Here is a 21,335-nt window from a genome sequence, read left to right on the forward strand (position 1 = left end):
ACCTGGCCCGGCTGCCATCATGGGCCCATGCGCGTGCTGATGCCGGTCCCCGACCGCGACTTCGATGTGACCGAGGTGGCCGTGCCCTGGCGGCTGCTCACCGAGGCGGGACACGAGGTGGTTCTCGCCACCGAACGCGCGGGGACCCGGCCCGCCGCCGATCCCCGGCTGCTCACCGGCGTGCTCTTCGGGCAGCTGGGAGCGGCGGACGAGCCCAAGCGGTGGTACGAACAGCTCACCGAGGCACCGGAGTTCACGGCCACGGCCGCCTGGGCGGAGGTGGCGGTGGACGACTTCGACGGGCTGCTGCTGCCGGGCGGACACGCGCCCGGCATGCGGCAGTACCTCGGCTCGGCCGAACTCCAGCGGCAGGCGGCCCGGTTCTGGGCACTCGGGAGGCCCGTCGGCGCCATCTGTCACGGGGTGCTGGTCCTGGCCCGGGCCCAGGACCCGGCGACCGGCCGCAGTGTGCTGGCCGGCCGCCGTACGACCTGTCTGCCCAAGTACATGGAACGCACCGCCTATCTGACCACCGCCTGGCGCCTCGGCCGCTACTACCGCACCTACCCGGCGTATGTGGAGGACGAGGTGCGCTCCGCGCTCGCCGACCCGGGCACGCAGTTCGAGCGGGGGCCCAGAGAGCTCACCCGACGGGGTACCGCCGCCGACGACACGCACGCCTTCGTCGTCCAGGACGGCACCTATGTGTCGGCACGCTGGCCGGGGGACGCCTATCTCTTCGCCCGGCGCTATCTCGAACTCCTCGGACGGCGGGCCTCCGCCTAGACTGCCGGTCATGGATGACACGTCGCTGGACCGGCTCGCATCGGGCAAGTACCTGCTGGTCACCAGTTACCGCAAGGACGGAACACCGGTCGCCACCCCGGTCTGGGTGGTGCGGGACGGGGACGCGCTCGGCGTGTGGACGGCGGCCGGTTCCTGGAAGGTCAAGCGGATCCGCCGCCGCGCGGACGTCCTCGTCGGGGCCTGTGACGTGCGCGGGAACCCGACCGGAGACCAGGTTCCCGCGAACGCCGAGATCGGCGACGCGGCCACGACCGGCCGCTATCGCAATCTCATCGCCCGCAAGTACGGGATCCTCGGCCGCCTCACACTGCTGGGCAGCCGGCTCCGCAACGGGCGGGACGGCACCGTCGGGATCCGGGTGACCCTGACGCCCTGAGGGAGCCTCGGCTCCCCCAGGGCGGGGGCCGCTAGGACACGTTCAGCACCGTGCCGTTCAGCGTCACGCCGTCGGGCAGTGGCGTGCCGCTGTCGTCCATCTGCTTCAGGCTCACGGACTCCTCGGGCTCGGTGACCCGGTCCTTGATCGTGGGCAGGGTCACCTCGGTGCTGGTCCGGCCCGCCGGGATGTTCACCCACAGATAGACGGACGCCTTGGACAGCGGGCGCTCCGGGTCGGGCTCCGCGACGGAGGCCTCCGCGAGCCAGTGCGGGTCCACGTCCTTGGTGGACAGCTCCGATCCGGTGACCGGGACCGCGGTGAACACCGTCGTGAGGTCGCTGTCGGCGGCCTCGGACAGCGACAGCCGCCACTTCAGGGTCTTGCCCTCCTTCACCTTGCCGGCGACCGGGGTGACGGTGATCTTGGGTGCGGGGTCGTCGTTGCGCACGGTGATCCCGCCCCGGTAGGAGCCGACGACCGCACTGTGGATCGCCTTCACCACGATGTCGTGCTGCACGTCCGCGCCGTAGCGCGTGTTGCCCTTCACCTCGACCGGTACGTCGACGTCGTGGCCGCCGGGCCGTACGGTCACGACCCGGTTCTTGGCGGTGCCGGTCGCCGGGTCGAAGACGTACACCCGGACCTGCCCGCTGCCCTGCCCGGACACCTGGACCGGCACCCGGTAGGTACGGACGCCCGAGTCACCCTCGTCCACCGTCGCACGGCCCACGTCGACGCGCGGCAGCGCGGCCGCCCGTGCCGCGGGAGTGCCGGGGCGCCAGCCCCACGCGTCCATCAGCCAGGCCTGCCCCTTGCGTGAACGCGGCGTCAGCTCCATCGACTTGATGTGGCGCAGGTCGAGCCCGGCCCGGGTGGCCGCCGTCAGCGGCACCCGCACCTCGCGGGCCCAGTACGACGCGGTCCGGTCGCTGCCCGGAAGCCCGTCCACATGGGCGCGGCCGAGGGTCGCCCGGCGGCCGTGGGTGTCGGTGACGGACACGTCCAGCTGCGTCCCGGTCGAGTTCGGTGGCACGAACAGCCGCAGCGCCAGCTCCTTGGATCCGGTGAGGGACAGCGGCTCGGCCGTCTTCACTCGTACGGCGGAACCGGCGGACGTCCAGCGCAGTGCGATCGCGTGCCGCCCGGCCTCCTTGTCCGTCTCCCACATCGCGAAGTGCGGCGAGGCCCCCTTGGCGCCCCGGCCCAGGCAGGCCACGGCCGGGCTGGGATCCACCGCGGAGCACAGCTTGCCGCCGGTCACCGACACCTTGCCGTCCGGGAGGAACGCGGCACCGCGGTTGGCGCCGACCGCGTGGCTGAGGACACGGGCGGGATCCGCGGACGGGGCCCGCCGTCCCGAACCGTCGAGCAGCGGACGCACCCGGTCGTCACCGGCGACGAACAGCCGGGCCGCGGCCGCGATGTACGTGGAACCGGCCTTGTGCTGCTGGTCGGGGGTCAGCCGGGTGGCGGCGCGCTTCGAGCACACCGGGTCCCGGTGGTCCGGGTCGTCCCAGAAGTCGTCCTCCGCGGGGGCCTGTGCCTTCCCCGGAGTCCACTCGGTGTTGAAGTAGTTGTGGTTGGCGCCGATGACATAGACCGCGCTGTGCAGGGCGGTGCCGTCGCTGACCGCGCGGGTGCCGTCGACGTACACCTCGCCCTGCAGGTCGGAGACGTCGCCGTCACAGCCCGGCAGGATCGTCATCGACGGCACGTCGGGCACCGGGTTCTGGCCGAACACGGTCGGGCCGATGAGGACGGTGCCGCTGATGTGCCAGCGCACCGTGCCGTGGTAGCCGTCCTGGTCGGCGGGCGGCGGGTACAGACTGTCCAGTGCGGCCCGGTTCACGCCCTCGCCACCGCGGGAGTGCCCGATCAGCAGCACGCGGGACAGGTCGGCGCGCGGCGCGTTCCGTACGATCGCCGGTGCCGAGTCGGGGTGGTCGGCCCAGTCGGCCCACTGGGCCAGGTGCAGCCGCACCAGCGACGAACGGGCCTGCGCTCCACCGTCCTCGGCGGCGAAGTCCTGGCCGTTGATGCCGTTGGCCGCGATCGAAACCGTCATATAGCCCTGTGAGGCCAGCAGCTTCTGGTCGCTCAGATAGCCGCGGTGGCTCGGCACCGGCTTGGTGCCTCTCGGGCAGGGCCATTCGCCGGTGATCTCGCCGTGCGGGACGTAGCAGATGGAGTGGCGGCCGTGCAGGAACAGCGCGAGCGGGCGGCGGCCGGTGGCACCGGTCGGCGCCACCACCACGGCGCGCATCTCCACCGGGGCCGGAAACCCGGGCAGGCGCACGGACTTGAGGTTGTACTCGCCGGTCACCGTACGGTACGAGCCCGGCTTGCCGGGGTCCACGGAGTTCGCGGGCAGCGGGGCCGGAGGCCTCGCCGCCGGTCGGGCGCCGCTCGCCCCGGTGGCTCCCGGGGCGTCCAGGCGCCGTCCGCCGGACCAGACTTCGAGGCTCTTCAGATCGGCCGGCCGGACGCCGTCGATACCGAGCCGGAACGTGTGCTCGTCCTTCCCCGGTGCCGGGACTCCCAACAACCGGCCTCCGGACCGGAATTCGACCCTGGCGTCGCCCATCGGCACCGGAGCCGAGGACCGCCACACCAACTGGGAAGCCGTGGGCTTCCCGGCGATGCGCCAGCCGGGTGGCAGGCTCCCATCGGTCACGGCCGCCAAGGGCTTGCTCTCAGGCGGCTGTTGAGCCTGCGCCGACCATCCTGAGGATCCTCCCGCCACCGCGAGCACCGCGGCGGCGGTGACCCATATTCGCCGGGCACGGACCACTGTTTCCCCTCCTCGCACGGCGAGTTCGGACGCCCCGGCCGTCCCGGGGGTCCCTCGCGCCCCGGAGGACGGAGAGGAGAGGCTGTGGGTTGCCTGTGCGCAGAGGGTGATCGCGACAATGGCCGAGACTGGTGGGGAGCAGGCGCGGAGGCCGAGGCGAGAATCGTCAGGAGCCGGCCCTCATGTACCTCGCGTGCCCCGATGCCGCCCGGAGCCGGCCGTCAGGTCCAGGCGCGGTACGGCTCGTCGAGGAGCTGGAATACCGGCTCGCCGCGGACGGGATCCTTGGCCGTGGACAGCCGGACGCGGTCCCCGCTGTGGATGCCCACCGGAGGGCCCATGACCCGGCCCCGTACAACGAACCCCTCGGCCATCTCGATCAGCGACACATTGCGCGCGGCGGGCGTGTTGCGGTGCACCACCGTGGAGTGCCGGACCGTGCCCATGCCCTCGCTGCGCTCCGTACGCAGCTCGCTGCCCTGGCACACCGGACACAGCAGCCGGTGGTACATCGCGGTGCCGCACCAGGTGCAGCGCTGGTAGACGATGGCGTCCCTGGTGTCGGCGGACGCGGACACGGGTTCGAGGACGCTCGTCGCGGAGCCGGCCGCCGAATGAGCGACGTTTCCTGAGTGGTGGTACACGCTGGTCAACTCCCTGCGCTCGGCCGGAATCCCGCGTGCCGGCGCGGGCCGTGCACGCACGTGCGCGGCTCACCGTGCCGCCGTGCACGCCCACAGGGTATGGCACTGAGTGCCACTCGTAAAGGCACTCGGTACCCAGAATTTTCATTCGCGACCCAGGATCGACTCGATCTCCTGCACCATGCGCCAGAGCGGTGCCCCGCGCCGGAAGACGAGTACAACCACGTCCTCGGGATTCCCGGACCGCTCCGCCTCCACGGAAACGATGGGGCGTTCCGGGCGTACCGGGAGTTTCTCGGCGGACTCCGGCGTGCTCGGCCGGGCGAAGGCGGACTGCACATAGCCGAGGGCGTGGTCCACCGTGGCGGCGGCGTCGCCATGGCCGTCCGAACGCAGCCAGGAGCGCAGTGCGTTGTTGTGCGCGGCGACCACCGCGGCCGCGATCACGTCGGCCTGGAGGGTCCCGTCGGGCCGCCCGGCGAAGCGCCCGCGAAGGTACTCCGCGAGCTCCCGCTCGTAGCGCCACACCACGGACAGCTCGTACGCCCGCAGCCCCGGCACCTTCTTGGTGAGCCGGTAGCGCTGCACGGAGAAGGTGGGGTTCTCGGCGTACATCCGCAGCACCAGCCGAGCCGCGTCGCAGACCCGCTGCACCGGCTCCGCGTCCTTTTCGCTCCCGGCCAGAAAGCCGGTCATGTCGGCCAGGCAGCGCTCGTGGTCGGGAAAGACCACGTCCTCCTTGGAGGGGAAGTAGCGGAAGAACGAGCGCCGGCCCACTCCGGCGAGTGCCACGATGTCGTCGACGGTGGTCTGTTCGTATCCGCGTTCCAGAAACAGCTGGAATGCCGCCGCGACCAGGGCGTCTCGCATGGGCGGCTTCGCGGACGCTGCCGCTCTGCTGGAGCTCATGGACGCGAACGTAGCACTCGATCGCGGCATCTGGCACTCAGTGCACACTCTAGGGGGAACTGAGTGTCGGCCCGCTCAGGCCAGGGTCATCTCCACCGGCAGCTTCTTGATGCCGTTCACGAAGTTCGAGCGGACCCGCGGGACCTCACCGGTGAGGCGGATGTCCGCGAGCCGGGGGATGAGCTCTTCGAACATGATGCGGATCTCCGTGCGGGCGAGCAGATTGCCCAGGCACAGATGGGGGCTGCCCTTGCCGAAGGTGACGTGGTCGTTGTGCTGGCGGGCGACGTCGAAGTCGTACGGATTGCCGAAGACCTCCTCGTCGCGGTTGCCGGAGGCGTACCACATGACGACCTTGTCGCCCTCCCCGATCCGCTTGCCGCCGAGCTCGACGTCGCGGGTCGCGGTGCGACGGAAGTGGTACACCGGCGAGGCCCAGCGCAGGAACTCCTCCACGGCGGTGGGGATCAGGGAGGGGTCCTCCTGGAGGCGGGCGAGCTGCTCGGGGTGCTGGAGGAGGGCCAGCATGGAGTGGGTGATGGTGTGCCGGGTGGTCTCGTTGCCGGCGACCACCAGCAGCAGGAAGTAGTTGTCGAAGTCCTGCGGGGAGAGCGGGACCCCGTCGCGCGGGGTGGTGTTGACCAGCTTCGACACCAGGTCCGTGCCGTCCTTGCCGCGCCGCTTTCGGGCCAGCTCCCGCCCGTAGGCGAAGACCTCGAGCGAGGCGGGGGAGCGGAACGGCAGGTCGCGGTACCGCTCGCTCTCCTCGCTGTGCAGCAGCACGTCCGCGTAGTCCGGGTCGGTGTTGCCGATGATCCGGTTGCCCCAGTCGATGAGCTGCTGGTTGTCCTCCGGCGGCACGTCCAGCAACCGCGCCAGCACATTGATGGGGAAGTCGGCCGAGATCTCCTTGACGAAGTCGAAGCTGCCCTTGGCGAGGGCGGCGTCCAGGGTGGTCGCGGTCAGCCCGCGCAGAAAGTCCGTGTAGCTGTTGATCACGCTCGCGCCGAACCCGCGCTGGATCACGCTGCGCAGCGCACGGTGGCGGACACCGTCGAGCTCCAGGATCGAGGCGCGCTTCTTGATCTGGTCGTCGTCCAGCTCCTCGAGGTTGACGAACCGGGACGAGGTGAACGTCTCGGCGTCCCGGTCGACCCGGGCGATGTCCGCATGCCGGGTGACCGCCCAGAAGCCGGAGTTGGGTGCCTCCTCCGGTTGCCAGTGCACCGGGTCCTCGTGGCGCAGGGTGTGGAACATCCGCCAGGGCGTGACCCCGTCGGTGAAGTTGTCGAGGTCGGCGAGATCGACGTCCGACAGGGGCATCGGTTCGCTCGCGGCGGCGGTCGGGGTCTCGGTGGTCATGAAATGGCTCCTGGGCATCGGGGACGGCGGCGCGGACGGCGTCATGGGCAACGGCGCGGGCGGTGTCACGGACGGCGTCGCGGGCGGTGTCACAGGTGGTAGGCGTACTCGGTGAACTCCCAGTCGGTGACGTGCCGTTGGAAGCGTTCGACCTCGTCGCGCTTGTACGAGAGGAAGGACGAGGTGAAGTCCTTGCCGAGGACGTCGGCGAGAGCGGTGTCCGCCTCCAGCGCGTCCAGGGCTGCGGCCAGGGTCGTCGGCAGCATGTCCGACCTGGCGGTGTCGTAGCCGTATCCCTCCAGCGGGGCCGGAGGCTCCTCGGCCGCCAGCACACCGAGCAGCGCGGCGGCCGCGGTCCCGGCGATGGCGAGGTACGGATTGGCGCTGGCGTCGCCCAGCCGCAGCTCGAGCCGGGCACCGGAACCGCGCTCCGGCGGGATGCGGACCATGGCGCTGCGGTTGTCCAGGCCCCAGTCGATCAGCCAGGGGGCGAGGGTGTCGGGCCCGAAGCGCTTGTACGAGTTGACCGTCGGGTTGAGCAGCGCGGCGAGGGCCGGAGCGTGTGCGAGGACGCCGGCGACCGCGTGCCGCGCGGTGAGCGAGAGGCCGCACGCCCCCGCCGGGTCGTCGAACGCGTTGCGGCCGTCGGGGCCGTCGCAGGACAGGTGCAGATGGAAGCCCGAACCGCCGGAGTCGTTGAACGGCTTGGCCATGAAGGTGGCGAGCCTGCCCTCGCGGCGGGCCAGCTCCTTGATCGCGGCCTTGAAGCGGAAGGAGCGGTCGGCGGCCGACAGCGCGTCGGAGTGATCGAGGTTGATCTCGAACTGTCCGCCGTCGAACTCGTGGTTGCCGCTGATCACGCCGATGCCGAGGTCGCGCGCCTGGCGCAAGGTGCGCAGCAGGTGGTTGTCGGGGTCGGCGCGCAGTCCGGCGGTGTATACGACCCCGGGATTCCGGGCGTACCGGCGCCAGCCGCCGGCCGGGTCCGGTTCGCACAGGTAGTACTCCAGCTCCGGTCCGACGACCGGGTGCAGCCCGTGCTCGGCGCAACGGTCGAGGACGGTGCGCAGCAGGTCGCGGGGCGATTCGGGCGCCGGTGACCCGGTGGCCGGGTCGACGACCTCGGCGAGACAGGAGGCGACTCCCGGCTCCCAGGGCAGCGCCACCAGTGTGTCGAGGTCGGGTCGTACGGCGATGTCGGGCAGCCCGGCGTCCAGTCCGCCGCTGACCGGGACCACATCGCCCTGGGGGCTGGTGTGGTACACGGCCCGGCAGAAGGCGAGGCCGTGCTCCATGGCCCGGGGGAGCTCCTGGACCAGGACGTCGCGCGCCCGGTCGGTGCCGAGCAGGTCAGGATAGGTCACCCGGACCACGTCGATGCCGTCGGTGGCGAGCCGTTCCATGTGGCGGCGGACTTCCTGGATGTCGTGAGCGCTCACCGTTGTCTCCTGGGGCGGACGTCGGGCACCTCCGGGACATGGGGTCCGGGAGGTGGGTGGCGTGTGCAGGCAGGACCGGCGCGCGATGGGGAGAGATGACTCCCGGGCGTCTTCCGGTGTGCTGTTTGAAGCCAAACGGTATGGAGGGATGGTCCGCGCCGCAAGGGGTTCGGGCCAAGAATTTATCCATCCGGATAGGTATTGACCAGGGGGTGGCGACTGCCTACCTTGTTTGAAGCCAAACGAGTTCGGGGCGCGGTCGCCGCACCCCGTTGGCCGGGGCCCTTCCTGAGCCGGAGGGGCCCCACCCCCTGCCTTCGCTTTTCCTTCACTCCGCTCCGACGCCCTCACCCTCAGGAGGACCGGCCATGAAGGTCGTCGTCGACATGAACAAGTGCCAGGACCACGGCCAGTGCGTCTTCGCGGCCCCCGACGTCTTCCAGCTCGACGCCGACGGGCGCCTCGCCCACGTCGGCGACCCCGACGACGCCCTGCGCGACGAGGTCGAAGAGGCCGCGGACGTCTGCCCGCTGCAGGCCATCCGGATCGAGGACTGACCCATGAGCGGTCGTGTCGTCGTCGCCGGCGCCTCCATGGCCGGGCTGCGTGCCGCCGAACAGCTGCGCGCGACGGGCTGGACCGGGGCCATCACCCTCATCGGGGACGAGCCCCACATGCCATACAACCGCCCACCTCTCTCCAAGGAGGTCCTCGCGGGAAAGGCTCCCTTCGAGTCACTGGCCTTCCGCCCCCGCGCGAGCGTCGCCGACGCGGAGTGGCGCCTCGGCCGCAGGGTGGTCGCGGCCCGGCTCGCCGGACGGAGCGTCGAACTCGACGGTGGCGAGGTGATCCCGTACGACGGTCTCGTCGTCGCCACCGGAATGCGGCCCCGGCGGCTTCGCTGCCCCGGACCGCTCGCCGGCCGTCACACGGTCCGCACCCTCGCCGACGCCCAGGGCCTGCGCGAGGCGCTGACCCGGCCCGGCGCACGGGTGGTCGTGGTCGGTGCCGGCTTCATCGGCTGCGAGGTCGCCGCCACCGCCGTTGCACTCGGCGCCGCCGAGGTGACCGTCGTGGATCCGCTGCCCCTGCCGATGGTGGGCCCGCTCGGCGACCTCCTCGCCCGTGCGCTGCTCCGGCGCCACGAGGAGCGCGGGGTGCGCTTCGCGCTCGGCACGGGTGTCGCGGGCTTCGAAGGCGACGACCGGGTCGCCGGTGTCGTGCTGAGCGACGGCTCGGTCCGGCCGGCCGACGTGGTCGTCGAATCGGTCGGCTCGGTCGCCAACACCGAGTGGCTGGACGGCAACGGCCTCGACCTGACCGATGGCGTCCTCACCGACGAGCTGCTGCGGGTCGGCGGCCGCCCGGAGGTCGTCGCGGTCGGCGACGTCGCCCGCTTCCCCAACGCCCGCTACGACGGCGTGCCGCGCCGGGTGGAGCACTGGTCCATCCCCACCGACACCGCCAAGCACGCGGCGAAGGCCCTCGTCGCCCATCTCACGGGAGCCGACGCCGATCCCGCGCCGTTCGCGCCCCTGCCCACCTTCTGGAGCGACCAGCACGACTTCCGGCTGCAGTCCTTCGGCGCCCCCGCCCTCGGCCTCGCCGACGTCCGGGTCCTCGACGGCCACACCGATGGCGACCTTCTCGCCGGCTACCACCGCGACGGCCGCCTGGTCGGCGTGGTCGCGCTCGGGGGCCCCGGCGTCGCGTCCGCCGCCGCCCGCTATCGCGCCGAACTGCTGAAGCAGCCCGCCCTCACCGCGTAAGGAGCCTCAAGTGACCAGTGTCCGCGGTTACTTCCACCCCAAGACGGCGATGGGTGCCTCTTCGCTGATCCCCTCGCCGCCCTGGCGTTACTCCGGCGACCTGCTCACCGTCGAATACCGCACGGATCCCTCGCGGGTGCGTGAGCTGCTCCCCGAGCCATTGGAGTTGGCCGACGAAGACCCCGGTGCGGTCGCCCTGATCTGGGCCGACTGGCAGTCCTGCTCCCAGTCGGGCTCGGAGCTGCTCGATCCGGTGCTGTCGCAGTACAAGGAGGCCTTCGCGGTCGTCCGGTGCAAGTACCGGGGACAGACGTACTCGCGGTGCGTGTACATCTGGGTGGACAAGGACTTTGCGATCGCGCGGGGGCTGCACCAGGGGTATCCGAAGAAGCTCGGGTCCCTTCACCAGACACGGCCGCATCCGTACGGTCCCGCTCCCCGGATCGAGGCGGGGGCGCGGTTCGGGGCGACGCTCGCTGCCGCTGATCGGCGGTTGGCGCAGGTTGTCGTGACCCTGCGGGAGCCTTCGGCGACCAACGGGTTCGTCAATGCCCACCCCATGGCGCATCATCGCTGGCTGCCTTCGATCGAGAAGGGCAAGGGGCTGGCCCTGGACGAGCTGATCGAGTCGGGGGCCGCTTCCTTCGAGGGTGGTCAGGCGTGGGTCGGTGAGGCCGAGTTGGAGTTGTTCGAGGCGCCGACGGAGGAGTTGGCGCGGCTGGAGATCCGGGAGCCGATTGCCGCGTACTACCGGCAGGTGGGCGTCGTATGGGACGGGGGTCGCTTGCTGGAGTCCGGGATGTCGGGGGCGAGTGCCGAGTGAGGCCGTCATCGAAATTCCGGTCGTCGGTGGCTGATCGCGCCCGCGCGCCGGAGCCGCACATCGACGCAGCCCCGCGCCCCTGGGTGGGTCGCCGTCCCCTCGTTCGACAGGAGCCGTTCCTAATGTCTGACAAGATCGTCGTCGCCGGTGTGTCCATCGACACCCGGCACTGGATCGACGGCCGACGCGTCGCCTCGGCCGACACGTTCACGGATCACTCGCCCATCGACGGAACCGCCCTCGGCGAGATCGCCCGCGGCGGTCCCGCCGAAGCCGAAGCCGCCGTCGCCGCCGCCAAGGCCGCCTTTCCCGCCTGGGCCGCCACCCCCCGGGCCGAACGCGCCCGCGTCCTGCACGCCATCGCCGCCGGTGTCGAGAAGCGGATCGAGGACCTCGCGATCGTCGAGACCACGGACAACGGAGCCCTGCTCCGCTCGCACCGGCGCGGTGTGATGCCCCGCGTGGCGCACAACTTCCGCTTCTTCGCGGACTGGCTGCTCCAGCTCGGCCACGAGGACTTCGAGACGCGCGGCCACACCAACCACGTCAGCTGGGACCCGGCCGGGCCGTGCGTGCTGATCACCCCGTGGAACGCCCCGCTGATGCTGGCCACCTGGAAGGTCGCCCCGGCCCTCGCCGCGGGGAACACCGTGGTCCTCAAGCCCGCCGAATGGTCCCCGCTGACCGCCTCGCTGCTGGCCGACATCGCCGCCGAGGCCGGACTGCCCGCCGGTGTCCTGAACGTCGTGCAGGGGTACGGCGCCGAGATCGGCGACACCCTCACCGCGCACCCGGACGTCCGCCGCATCAGCTTCACCGGCTCCGTGCCGACCGCCCGGCGCATCGCCGCCGCGGCCGCCGCCAACCTCACTCCCCTCAGTCTCGAGCTGGGCGGCAAGTCACCGCTGCTGGTCTTCGCCGACGCCGAACTGGACCTCGCCGTCGACCTCGCGGTGGAGCAGTACGACAACGCCGGTCAGGTGTGTCTGGCGGCCACGCGCATCCTGGTCGAGGAGTCGATCGCCGGCGAGTTCACCCGGCGCTTCGCCGAGAAGGCCGCACGGCTGAGGCAGGGCGACCCGCGCGACGAGGCCACCGACGTCGGCCCGAACATCCACCCCCGCCAGCTGGAGAAGATCGACGGGTTCGTGCGGCGCGCGATCGAGGCGGGTGCCCGTGCCGTCATCGGCGGCCACCCCGGGGACGGCCGGTACTACCCGCCGACGCTCCTCACCGATGTCGCCCAGGACTCGGAGATCGTCCAGGAGGAGGTCTTCGGCCCGGTCCTCACCCTGCAGACCTTCGCCACCGAGGAGGAGGCAGTCCGCCTCGCGAACGACACCCGTTTCGGACTGGCCGCCACCGTCGCCACCGGCGACCGCGAACGCGCCGGGCGCGTCACTGCGCAGCTGGTCGCGGGCACCGTCTGGGTCAACTGCTTCTTCGTACGCGACCTCCAGGCGCCCTTCGGCGGCTCCCGCCTCTCCGGCGTCGGCCGCGAGGGCGGCACCTGGAGCTTCGACTTCTACTGCGACCTGAAGAACACCGTCACCGCCCCGAAGGGATGGAAGGACCATGGGTGAGATCGTCGGGGCGGGGCTGCTCGCCCACGTCCCCACCATCGTGCTGCCCGAGGCCGACCGGCTGGAGCTCAACGGGGGCAAGGAGATCACCCTCGTCACCGGCCTGGAGCAGTTGCGCCGGGACGTCTTCGAGGGGGATGCCGCAGATGAATACGACACCGTCGTCGTCCTCGACTCCCACTGGGCGACCACCGTCGAGTTCGTCGTCACCGCCCAGCACCGCCGCGCGGGCCTGTTCACCTCCGAGGAGCTGCCGCGCGGCATGTGCCGGATGCCGTACGACTTCCCCGGCGACCCCGAACTCGCCCACAACGTCGCACAGTTCGCCGACAGGCACGGCACCTGGATCACCCCTATCGAGGACGACCACCTGCCGATCTACTACGCCACCATCAACCTCTGGAAGTTCCTCGGCGAGGGCCTCACGGACAAGCGGTGGGTGACCATCGGCGTCTGCCAGACCGGCGACATGGAGGACCATCTGCGCCTCGGCCGGGCCCTCGCGGACGGCATCGCCGCCACCCCGGGGCGCCGGGTGCTGCTGGTCGCCTCCGGTGCGCTCTCGCACACCTTCTGGCCCCTGCGTGAGCTGCGCGACCACGAGGCCAGCGACCCCGTGCACATCTTCACCCCCGAGGCGCGCGCGGCGGACGAGGAGCGGATCGCCTGGTTCAAGGAGGGTCGCCACGACAAGGTCCTCGACAGCATGGACGAGTTCTGGAAGTTCAAGCCGGAGGCGAAGTTCTTCCACTACCTGATGATGGCGGGCGCACTCGGTGAGCAGGCCTGCGTGGCCAGGGCCCGTCAGTACGGCGAGTACGAGAACTCCGTCGGCACCGGCCAGGTGCACCTCTGGTTCGACCGCCCCGCCGACGGCTGGACCGGCACCGGTCAGTCCGTGCCCCCGTCGTCCCCCCGCACCCCGCACAGCCGCATCTGAGGAGCCCCGACCATGCCCGAATACCGCCGTGTCCTCCTCGACGGCGCCGCCGTCCAGGTCACCCTCGACGGCGACCAGCTCATCGCCGGGGACGGCCGCCGCGTCAAGACCGAGGACGCCCGGCACCTTCCCCCGGTCGTCCCCTCCAAGGTGATCGCCGTCCACCTCAACCACCGCAGCCGGGTGGAGGAGTTCCGGATCGACCTCCCGGACACCCCGACCTACTTCCACAAGCCGACCTCGTCCCTCAACTCCCACCGGGGCGCGATCGTCCGCCCCGAGGGCTGCAAGTGGCTGAACTACGAGGGCGAGGTGGCCATCGTCATCGGACGGACCGCGCGGAACATCTCCCCGGCCGAGGCGGGCGAGTACATCGCCGGCTACACCGTCGCCAACGACTACGGACTGCACGACTTCCGCGACACCGACGCCGGCTCGATGCTCCGGGTCAAGGGCTCCGACACCCTGTGCCCGCTCGGTCCCGGCCTGGTCACCGACTGGGACTTCCACGGCAAGCGACTGCGCACCTACGTCAACGGCGAGGTAGTGCAGGACGGTTCCACCGACGAGATGACGTGGGACATGCACTATCTCGTCGCCGACATCGCCCGGACGATCACCCTGTACCCCGGTGACGTGCTGCTGTCCGGCACCCCGGCCAACTCCCGCCCCGTCCGGCCGGGCGATGTCGTGGAGGTGGAGGTCGAGGGCCTGGGCAGGCTCTCCAACCACGTCGTCACCGGGCCCACCCCGGTCCGTGGCGACGTCGGCGCCCAGCCCACCGAGTCCGAGGAGGTGCTGTCCACGGCGCTCGGCGGGGACTGGGAGTTCCGCGGCATCCGGCCACCACGGCGATGAGGCGAACGGCGCGGGTAGGGTCACATCCATGACCGAGCCCGCCGGTGAGCACCGCCCCCGCAAGCGCGTGAAGAACTATGGCGCCGGCCGGGTGGCCCTGCTCGACGCCGCCGTGCGCGTGGTGGCCCGGGGCGGGTTGCGCAAGCTGACGTACCGGGCCGTCGCGGAGGAGGCCGGGGTCACCCACGGGCTGGTCGTGCACCACTTCGGCTCCCGGGACGCGCTGATCGAGGAGGCGCTCGCGCACGCCGTGCGCTCCTCCCTCAGCAGCAGCGCCCTCGAACCCGGCACGGGTGAGATCGCCGACTTCTCGGTCGGCCTGGCGGACATGGTGGAGTCCGGTCCCGACCTCCAGGCGTTCCAGTACGAGTTGCTGCTGGAGGCGCGCCGCCGCCCGGAGCTGCTGCCGCATCTGCGAGGCCTGTACGAGGAGTACTTCGAGGCCACCCGGCGCGAGCTGTCCCAGATGCTGTCCCGGCCGGTCGACCGGGGCCTGTCCCGGCTGGTCTTCGCGGCGCTGGAAGGCCTGGTGCTGCACCAGCTCGTCTTCGGCGAGCGGGACGTCACCGAGGAGGCCCTCGCGGAGCTCCGCGTCCTGCTCCGCGACCTGCGTGACCCGGGTGAACGCCCGGCCGCGGACCACGACTGAGCGTGCCCGGCACGGACCCCCCGTCGCGCCCGCGACGGGGGGTATCTCATGCGTAAATTCCTCCCCCACCCCCTTGCCATATGGATAGTTCCAGCCCAGCATGAGGCAACTCGTTTGGCTCAAAACGAAATCTCCCTCCCCTCCTCAGCAGGTGATCCGAGTGGACAGTCAGACGGTCGACGCAGCACCCCGGGCCGGAGCGGCCCCCCAGGCAGCGGGAACCCTCAAGCGCAACGCCCTGGGAGTCCTGGGCATCCTCTTCTTCGTCCTCTCCGCCCAGGCGCCGCTCACCGGCATCGCGGGCGCCGTCCCGATCGCCGTCGCGGTCGGCAACGGCCCCGGGGCCCCGGCCGCCTACGCCGTCGCCGGCGCGGTGATCCTGCTGTTCTCGGTGGGCTTCGTGGCCATGGGCCGGCACGTGGTGAACGCGGGCGCCTTCTACACCTACATCGGCAAGGGCCTCGGCCGGACCACGGGCAGCGGCAGCGCAGCGGTGGCCCTGTTCGCCTACTGCACGGTCCAGGCCGCGATGTACGGCCTGTACGGCTTCACCGTCGGCGGCCTGGTCCAGCACTACGCCGGGGTGCAGATCGCCTGGTGGGTGTGGGCCCTCGTGACGATGGTCGTCGTCCAGGCGCTGGGCGCCGCGGGCATCGAGATCGGCGCCAAGGTGCTCGCCGTGTTCGTCCTGGCCGAGTTCAGCATCCTGTTCGCCTTCGCCCTGGTCACCCTGGTCAAGGGCGGCGGCCCCGAGGGCCTCGGCGTCGCCCACACCTTCTCGCCGGGTGCCGTACTGCAGGGGGCCCCGGGCGTGGCGCTGATGTTCGCCGTCGCGTCGATGTTCGGCTTCGAGGCCACCGCCATCTACGGCGAGGAGGCACGCGAACCGCACCGGACCGTGCCACGGGCCACCTATCTGTCGGTCGCCGTGGTCACCGGCTTCTTCGCCTTCACCTCCTGGATGCTCGTCTCCTCCTACGGCCCCTCCAAGGTCACCGAGGCGGCCGGCAGGGCGCTGGCGGGCGGCGACTCCACGGTGTTCGTCTTCGCACCCATCGCGAACCAGTTCGGCGGCTGGGCCAACGACGTGCTGCCCGTCCTGCTGGGCACCTCGCTGTTCGCCGGCATCCTTGCCTTCCACAACTCCGCCAACCGCTATCTGTTCTCCCTCAGCCGCGAGGGCCTGCTGCCCGGCCGGCTGCGCTCCCTCAACCGGCGCCACTCGCCGTGGGCCGCGGGCGCCGTCCAGACCGCGATCGCCGTACTGCTGGTCATGCCGTTCGCCGTCGCGGGCAAGGACCCGGTCCTCACCCTCTTCTCCTGGTTCAGCGGTGTCGGCGTCCTCGCCTGCATGCTTCTGTACTTCCTGACCTCGGTCTCCGTGATCGTCTTCTTTCGCCGCGAGCGCCTCGACACCCGGCGCTGGAACACCCTGATCGCCCCCGCCCTCGGCGCCCTCGGTATCGCCGCCGTGATCTGGGTGGTCCTCGCGAACTTCACCACCCTCATCGGCGGCGACGCCACCACGGCCATCTGGCTCGTCCTCGCCGTCCCCGCGGTGCTGCTCCTGGGCGCCGGCATCGCGCGCGTGGTCCACGCCCGGACCGCCGACCACTGACGCACCCCGCCGGGCCCGGCTCCCCCGGGAGCCGGGCCCCTGTCCCCGAACGGAACACCATGCTGGACGTCACCCATGACGAACTGCTGCGCCGGGCCAAGGCACTCGACCTGCCCGCGCGGCACCACATCGACGGGAGAGACGAAGCCGGGGGAGGGGCGACGTTCACGGTCGTCTCGCCCCGCGACGGACAGCCCCTCACCCGGGTCCCCGACGCGGGGCCGGCCGAGGTCGACCTCGCCGTCGCCGCCGCCCGCCGGGCCTTCGACTCCGGCCCCTGGCCGCGCCTCGCCCCCGCCGAGCGCGGCCGGGTGCTGCTGAGGATCGCCGAACTCCTCGAAGAGCAGCGGGAGAGGCTCGCCCTCACCATCAGTCTGGAGATGGGCAAGCCGATCACCGACGCGTACGACATCGAACTGCGCGCCGCCATCACCACCTTCCGCTGGTACGGCCAGCTTGCAGACAAGCTCACCGACGAATCCCCGCACACCGCCCCCGACGCCCTCGCCCTCGTCACCCGCGAGCCCGCCGGAGTCGTGGGCGCCGTCGTCCCCTGGAACTTCCCCCTCACCCTGGCGAGCTGGAAGGTCGCCCCGGCCCTCGCCGCCGGCTGCACCGTCGTACTGAAGCCGTCCGAGTCCTCCCCGCTGTCCGCCCTGCTGCTCGGCCGGATCGGCACGGAGGCCGGTCTGCCGCCCGGCGTGCTCAACGTCGTCACCGGCGACGGCCCCACCGCGGGCCGGGCGATCGGCCTGCACCCCGAGGTGGACGTCCTCGCCTTCACCGGCTCCACCGCCGTCGGCCGGCACTTCCTGCGCTACTCCGCCGACTCCAACCTCAAGCGCGTCTGGCTCGAACTCGGCGGCAAGTCACCGAACATCGTCCTGCCCGACGCCCCCGACCTGGACCGGGCCGCCGCCACCGCCGCCTGGGGCATCTTCTTCAACCAGGGGGAGATGTGCACGGCCCCCTCCCGGCTCCTGGTCCACTCCTCGCTCGCCGAACGCGTCACCGACGCCGTTGTACGAAGGGCCCGGGAACTGCGCGTCGGCGACCCGCTCGACCCGGCCAGCGAGATGGGAGCCCTGGTCGGCGAGGCCCACCTGGGCCGCGTCCTCGATCACATCGCCACTGCCGGGACCGAGGGCGCCCGGCTGCGCACCGGCGGCGAGCGCACCCTGACCGAGACCGGCGGCAGCTACCTCAGCCCCACCGTCTTCGACGCGGTCGCCCCCGGGATGCGCCTGGCCCGCGAGGAGGTCTTCGGCCCGGTGCTGTCGATCCTCGCCTTCGACGACCTCGACGAGGCGGTACGGCTCGCGAACGCGACCGAGTACGGACTCGCGGCGGGCCTGTGGACCTCGGACCTGTCCACCGCGCACCGGGTCTCGCGGCAGCTGAAGGCGGGCACGGTCTGGGTCAACTGCTACGAGGAGGGCGACCTGACCGTCCCCTTCGGCGGCATGAAGCACTCCGGCAACGGCCGTGACAAGTCCGTCCACGCCCTGGAGAAGTACACCGAGCTCAAGACGGCCTGGATCCAGCTGTGACCCGCCCCCTGATCGCGATCCCCGCCCGCTTCAGCACCACCACCTCCGCCCTGCGGTACGCGGCCGAGGTCAACGCCCGCGCCCTGATCGAGGCCGTGTGGCGGGCCGGCGGCGAACCCGCGGGCATCCACCCCGCCGACACCGGCGTCGCCGACCGGCTCGCCCGCTTCGACGGCGTGCTGCTCCCCGGCGGCGGCGACCTCGCCCCGCACCGCTACGGCGCCACCGACACCCACGACACCGTCTACGACGTCGACGACCTCCAGGACGCCTTCGACCTCCGGCTCGCCCGCCACGCGCTGGAGTCGGGCCTGCCCCTGCTGGCCGTCTGCCGCGGCCTGCAGGTGGTCAATGCGGCCCTCGGCGGAAGCCTGGAGCAGGACATGGGCGGCCCGGAGCGGGAGCACCGCCACCTTGTCCATCCGGTACGAATACGGCCCGGCACCCTGCTGGAGCAGGCCACCGGCGCGGAGAAGGCGGACGCCTCCTGCTACCACCACCAGCGTGTCGACCGGCTCGGCACCGGACTGACGGTCACGGCGACCGCCGGGGACGGAACCGTGGAGGGCCTCGAACTCCCGGATGCCCCGGGCTGGTTCACGGCCGTGCAGTGGCACCCGGAGGACACGGCGCACCGGGACCCTGCCCAGCAGGCGCTCTTCGACGCCCTGGTACGGGCCACACGGAGCCGGGCCTGAGCACGGCCCCCGACGTCACCCCTTGGGCCGCCGCCCGCTGCGCCGGGGCGCGGGCTCCGCACCGCCCAGCAACTGCCGGCGCCGCTCCTCGCCGTGCTCCTCCACCTGGAGGACGACCTGCCGCAGCCCCTCCGCGAGGCTGCGGCACTCGGCGTCGTCGAGCCGTGCGGTGACGAACGCCTCCTCCTCGTTGAACTCCGGGAACACCCGCTGCATCAGGTCCTCGCCCTTGTCGGTCAGGCTCAGCAGGACCAGCCGGCCGTCCTCCGGATGCCCGGCCCGGCGCAGCAGCCCGCGCGACTCCAGGGTGCGCGCCACGCCCGTGAGCGTGCCCTTGGAGATCCCGGCCTCCTCCGCCACGTGCCGGGTCTCCGACTCGCCCCACACCCACACCACCCACAGGACCACGAACGCCGTCCAGGTCAGGTCCGAGCCGCGCAGCACGGAGTTCTCCAGGTGCTGCCGCACCGCCGAAGCGGCCCGGTAGATGTTGGCCACGGCCGCCATCTGGTCCCGGCGGATCGGGATGCCGCCGAGCTTTTCCGTGGCGAGCCTCTCGGCTTCGGTGATGGATCGCTGGCCGGGCACGGGCGCTCCTTCGCGTCGTTGAGCGGACACCGCACGGCCGGGGACGGCCGTGGATGATCGTTCGGACTCAAATTGTACGGAGCTCTCCCTCGGGGCCCCGGGGCCGATGCCCCCGGGGTCGGGGGCGGGGCCGCCCGCACGGCGACGTAACCTTTCCGCACCCGCCCGCCCCGATGCCCGAGGAGCCCCCATGCCCGCCGTCGGCCCCCGTGTCCTCTACGTCACCGACCTGGCGTACCCGGCCCGCGGGCGGCGCTACTGCGACGAGGACATCTTCCTGACCTCCCGGCTGCGCGAGCACTTCGACCTGGCGCTCTGCCATCCGCTGGACGCCAGGGCGCTGATGGACGGCTTCGACGCGGTGGTGATCCGCAACAGCGGTCCGGTCCTCGGGTACCAGGAGGCGTACGACGCTTTCCGCGCGCGGGCGCTGGGCAACGGGACGCGGGTGTACAACCCGCTCACCGGCCGGGCGGACATGGCCGGCAAGCAGTATCTGCTCGATCTCACCGCGGCCGGCTTCCCGGTCATCCCCACCGTGGACCGGGCCGAGGACCTGCACCTGCTGCCGGCCGCCGAGCGCTACGTGGTCAAGCCCAAGCTCGGCGCGGACTCGATAGGCCTGGAGATCGTCCCCGCCGGCCGGCTGCGCGACCTGGCTGACGGGACGGTGCTCGTCCAGCCGTGCGTTGACTTCGCCCACGAGGTGTCGTTCTACTACGTCGACCACGACTTCCAGTACGCCCTGTACGCGCCGGACGCCGCGCAGCGCTGGCGGCTGGAGCCCTACGATCCCACGCCCGAGGACCTGGCGTTCGCCCGGCGCTTCATCGACTGGAACGGCCTCGAGCACGGCATCCAGCGCGTCGACGCCTGCCGCGCCCCGGACGGCGGCCTCCTGCTGGTCGAGCTGGAGGACCTCAACCCGTATCTGTCCCTGGACGCCCTCACGGACGAGACCAGGGACGCCTTCGTCACCGCGATGACGAAGTCCCTGCGGCGCTTCGTCGGGAGCGGGCCCGGCCCGGCCACACGCTGAACCGGCGCGGTACCCCTTCCGTATCTCCTCACGGGGATCGCGGAAGGAGAGCAGTGTGTCGACACCGCCCGACCCTGAACAGCCGCCCCATGGCCCGGCCCTGGAACCCGTCCGCGTTCTGCGTCTGCGGCGCTTCGACGCCCTCGCGGAACTGATGCGGGAGATGCGGCAGGACGCCGAGGGCGCGGAGGGTGCGGAGGGCTACGAAGCCGTCGCGAAGCCGCGGTGGCGCAATGTCGCCGAGGACGAGACCCAGGAACTGCCGCCCCTCGGTCACACCCGGCACGCGACACCGGCCGACGGCCGCTTCGGCTTCGGCACCGGACTGCGCCGGGCCGGCGTCGTGGTCGCGGTGACCGCGGCCGCGCTGGCCGGCTTCGGCTGCGCGCTGCTGCTGCCCGGCCGAGGAGATGCCGCCACCGCCGCCCCTCCCGCCCCTCCGTCCATGACCGCACCCACCACGCCCAGCCCCGCCGCCACCGCCACTGTCACCGCGGCCACCGACCCGGACGGGCCGGGCACGCTGCGCCAGGGTGACAGCGGCCCCGAGGTCACCGAACTCCAACAGCGCCTGCTGGCCGTTCCGGACGTCTACCGCGGCGGCTCCGCCGACGGCCACTACGACACCGTCCTCACCGAGGCCGTGGCCCGCTTCCAGCTCTGGTACGGCATCTCCGGGGACGAGACCGGGGTCTACGGCAACGACACCCGCCGGGCACTGGAGTCCCGCACGAGCCTCGACGGCGGCTGACGCCGTTCGGGGGCGTCGATCCTGGTCACCCGGCGGAATGACATCACCGCCGCATAGTCGAACGCCCGGCAACGACTGCGGAAAGGCTGGACGGTCGAAATCCCCCGGTACGTCACCATGAGGCACCTGACGTACGGC

Annotated in this window: 20 protein-coding genes; 14 read left to right on the forward strand and 6 right to left on the reverse strand. The window is 71.7% G+C overall.

Features of this window, described 5'->3' with window-relative positions; all coding sequences use genetic code 11:
* The first annotated feature begins 27 nt into the window (after positions 1-27).
* Together Q8A52_RS21375 and Q8A52_RS21380 are read left to right on the forward strand one after the other, a co-directional pair.
* Positions 28-786, forward strand: a complete 759-nt coding sequence (locus Q8A52_RS21375) for a type 1 glutamine amidotransferase domain-containing protein (RefSeq protein WP_316754291.1) — start codon at positions 28-30, stop codon at positions 784-786.
* A 10-nt stretch (positions 787-796) separates the two neighbouring features.
* A complete protein-coding gene (locus Q8A52_RS21380) occupies positions 797-1,183 on the forward strand; it encodes a PPOX class F420-dependent oxidoreductase (protein WP_316754292.1) in 387 nt (128 codons plus the stop codon).
* A gap of 31 nt (positions 1,184-1,214) precedes the next feature.
* On the opposite strand, the gene Q8A52_RS21385 is transcribed toward Q8A52_RS21380, so the two are convergent.
* From Q8A52_RS21385 to Q8A52_RS21405, 5 genes are all read right to left on the reverse strand, one after another.
* A complete protein-coding gene (locus Q8A52_RS21385; RefSeq protein ID WP_316754293.1) occupies positions 1,215-3,977 on the reverse strand; it encodes an alpha/beta hydrolase in 2,763 nt (920 codons plus the stop codon).
* A 221-nt stretch (positions 3,978-4,198) separates the two neighbouring features.
* Positions 4,199-4,621: a Zn-ribbon domain-containing OB-fold protein gene (locus Q8A52_RS21390; protein ID WP_316754294.1), complete on the reverse strand. Its 423-nt coding sequence runs from the start codon at positions 4,619-4,621 to the stop codon at positions 4,199-4,201.
* Between the two features lie 144 nt (positions 4,622-4,765).
* Positions 4,766-5,491, reverse strand: coding sequence for a TetR family transcriptional regulator (locus tag Q8A52_RS21395; protein ID WP_316754611.1), 726 nt, complete (start codon positions 5,489-5,491; stop codon positions 4,766-4,768).
* A 114-nt stretch (positions 5,492-5,605) separates the two neighbouring features.
* A complete protein-coding gene (locus Q8A52_RS21400; protein ID WP_316754295.1) occupies positions 5,606-6,892 on the reverse strand; it encodes a cytochrome P450 in 1,287 nt (428 codons plus the stop codon).
* A gap of 89 nt (positions 6,893-6,981) precedes the next feature.
* Positions 6,982-8,331: a glutamine synthetase family protein gene (locus Q8A52_RS21405; RefSeq protein WP_316754296.1), complete on the reverse strand. Its 1,350-nt coding sequence runs from the start codon at positions 8,329-8,331 to the stop codon at positions 6,982-6,984.
* Between the two features lie 368 nt (positions 8,332-8,699).
* Between Q8A52_RS21405 and Q8A52_RS21410 the strand changes: the two genes are divergently transcribed.
* The 10 genes from Q8A52_RS21410 (at position 8,700) to Q8A52_RS21455 (ending at position 18,819) form a co-directional block, all read left to right on the forward strand.
* Entirely contained in the window at positions 8,700-8,888 is a 189-nt protein-coding gene (locus Q8A52_RS21410; RefSeq protein ID WP_316754297.1) for a ferredoxin, read from the forward strand.
* Between the two features lie 3 nt (positions 8,889-8,891).
* Positions 8,892-10,100 (forward strand): NAD(P)/FAD-dependent oxidoreductase, encoded by a 1,209-nt coding sequence (locus Q8A52_RS21415; RefSeq protein ID WP_316754298.1) that lies wholly within the window; start codon positions 8,892-8,894, stop codon positions 10,098-10,100.
* Between the two features lie 10 nt (positions 10,101-10,110).
* Positions 10,111-10,923 carry an acetoacetate decarboxylase family protein gene (locus Q8A52_RS21420; protein WP_316754299.1) on the forward strand — a complete coding sequence of 271 codons (813 nt, stop codon included), beginning with the start codon at positions 10,111-10,113 and terminating at the stop codon, positions 10,921-10,923.
* A gap of 122 nt (positions 10,924-11,045) precedes the next feature.
* Positions 11,046-12,506 (forward strand): aldehyde dehydrogenase, encoded by a 1,461-nt coding sequence (locus Q8A52_RS21425; protein WP_316754300.1) that lies wholly within the window; start codon positions 11,046-11,048, stop codon positions 12,504-12,506.
* Complete coding sequence (locus tag Q8A52_RS21430) at positions 12,499-13,446, forward strand: 3,4-dihydroxyphenylacetate 2,3-dioxygenase (RefSeq protein WP_316754301.1); 948 nt, start codon at positions 12,499-12,501, stop codon at positions 13,444-13,446. Before Q8A52_RS21425 ends, Q8A52_RS21430 begins: the two co-directional genes overlap by 8 nt.
* A gap of 12 nt (positions 13,447-13,458) precedes the next feature.
* Positions 13,459-14,304, forward strand: coding sequence for a fumarylacetoacetate hydrolase family protein (locus Q8A52_RS21435; protein ID WP_316754302.1), 846 nt, complete (start codon positions 13,459-13,461; stop codon positions 14,302-14,304).
* Positions 14,305-14,332: 28 nt separating this feature from the next.
* Positions 14,333-14,953: a TetR/AcrR family transcriptional regulator gene (locus Q8A52_RS21440; RefSeq protein ID WP_316754303.1), complete on the forward strand. Its 621-nt coding sequence runs from the start codon at positions 14,333-14,335 to the stop codon at positions 14,951-14,953.
* Positions 14,954-15,113: 160 nt separating this feature from the next.
* Positions 15,114-16,571 carry an APC family permease gene (locus Q8A52_RS21445; protein ID WP_316754304.1) on the forward strand — a complete coding sequence of 486 codons (1,458 nt, stop codon included), beginning with the start codon at positions 15,114-15,116 and terminating at the stop codon, positions 16,569-16,571.
* 59 nt (positions 16,572-16,630) lie between these two features.
* The gene (locus tag Q8A52_RS21450) at positions 16,631-18,121 is read left to right on the forward strand and encodes an aldehyde dehydrogenase (protein WP_316754305.1); all 1,491 of its coding nucleotides are present in this window, start codon (positions 16,631-16,633) and stop codon (positions 18,119-18,121) included.
* Complete coding sequence (locus tag Q8A52_RS21455; protein WP_316754306.1) at positions 18,118-18,819, forward strand: gamma-glutamyl-gamma-aminobutyrate hydrolase family protein; 702 nt, start codon at positions 18,118-18,120, stop codon at positions 18,817-18,819. The genes Q8A52_RS21450 and Q8A52_RS21455 overlap by 4 nt, the downstream gene beginning before the upstream one ends.
* Positions 18,820-18,834: 15 nt before the next feature.
* Here the strand turns inward: Q8A52_RS21455 and Q8A52_RS21460 are convergent, their stop codons facing one another.
* Positions 18,835-19,407 carry a MarR family winged helix-turn-helix transcriptional regulator gene (locus Q8A52_RS21460; protein ID WP_316754307.1) on the reverse strand — a complete coding sequence of 191 codons (573 nt, stop codon included), beginning with the start codon at positions 19,405-19,407 and terminating at the stop codon, positions 18,835-18,837.
* 190 nt (positions 19,408-19,597) lie between these two features.
* Between Q8A52_RS21460 and Q8A52_RS21465 the strand changes: the two genes are divergently transcribed.
* On the forward strand, positions 19,598-20,446 hold the full coding sequence (locus Q8A52_RS21465; RefSeq protein ID WP_316754308.1) for an ATP-grasp domain-containing protein: 849 nt from the start codon (positions 19,598-19,600) through the stop codon (positions 20,444-20,446).
* A 55-nt stretch (positions 20,447-20,501) separates the two neighbouring features.
* Positions 20,502-21,197 (forward strand): peptidoglycan-binding domain-containing protein, encoded by a 696-nt coding sequence (locus Q8A52_RS21470; protein ID WP_316754309.1) that lies wholly within the window; start codon positions 20,502-20,504, stop codon positions 21,195-21,197.
* The last annotated feature ends 138 nt before the right edge of the window (positions 21,198-21,335 follow it).

Source organism: Streptomyces herbicida (genome assembly GCF_032656585.1).
GTDB lineage: Bacteria > Actinomycetota > Actinomycetes > Streptomycetales > Streptomycetaceae > Streptomyces > Streptomyces herbicida.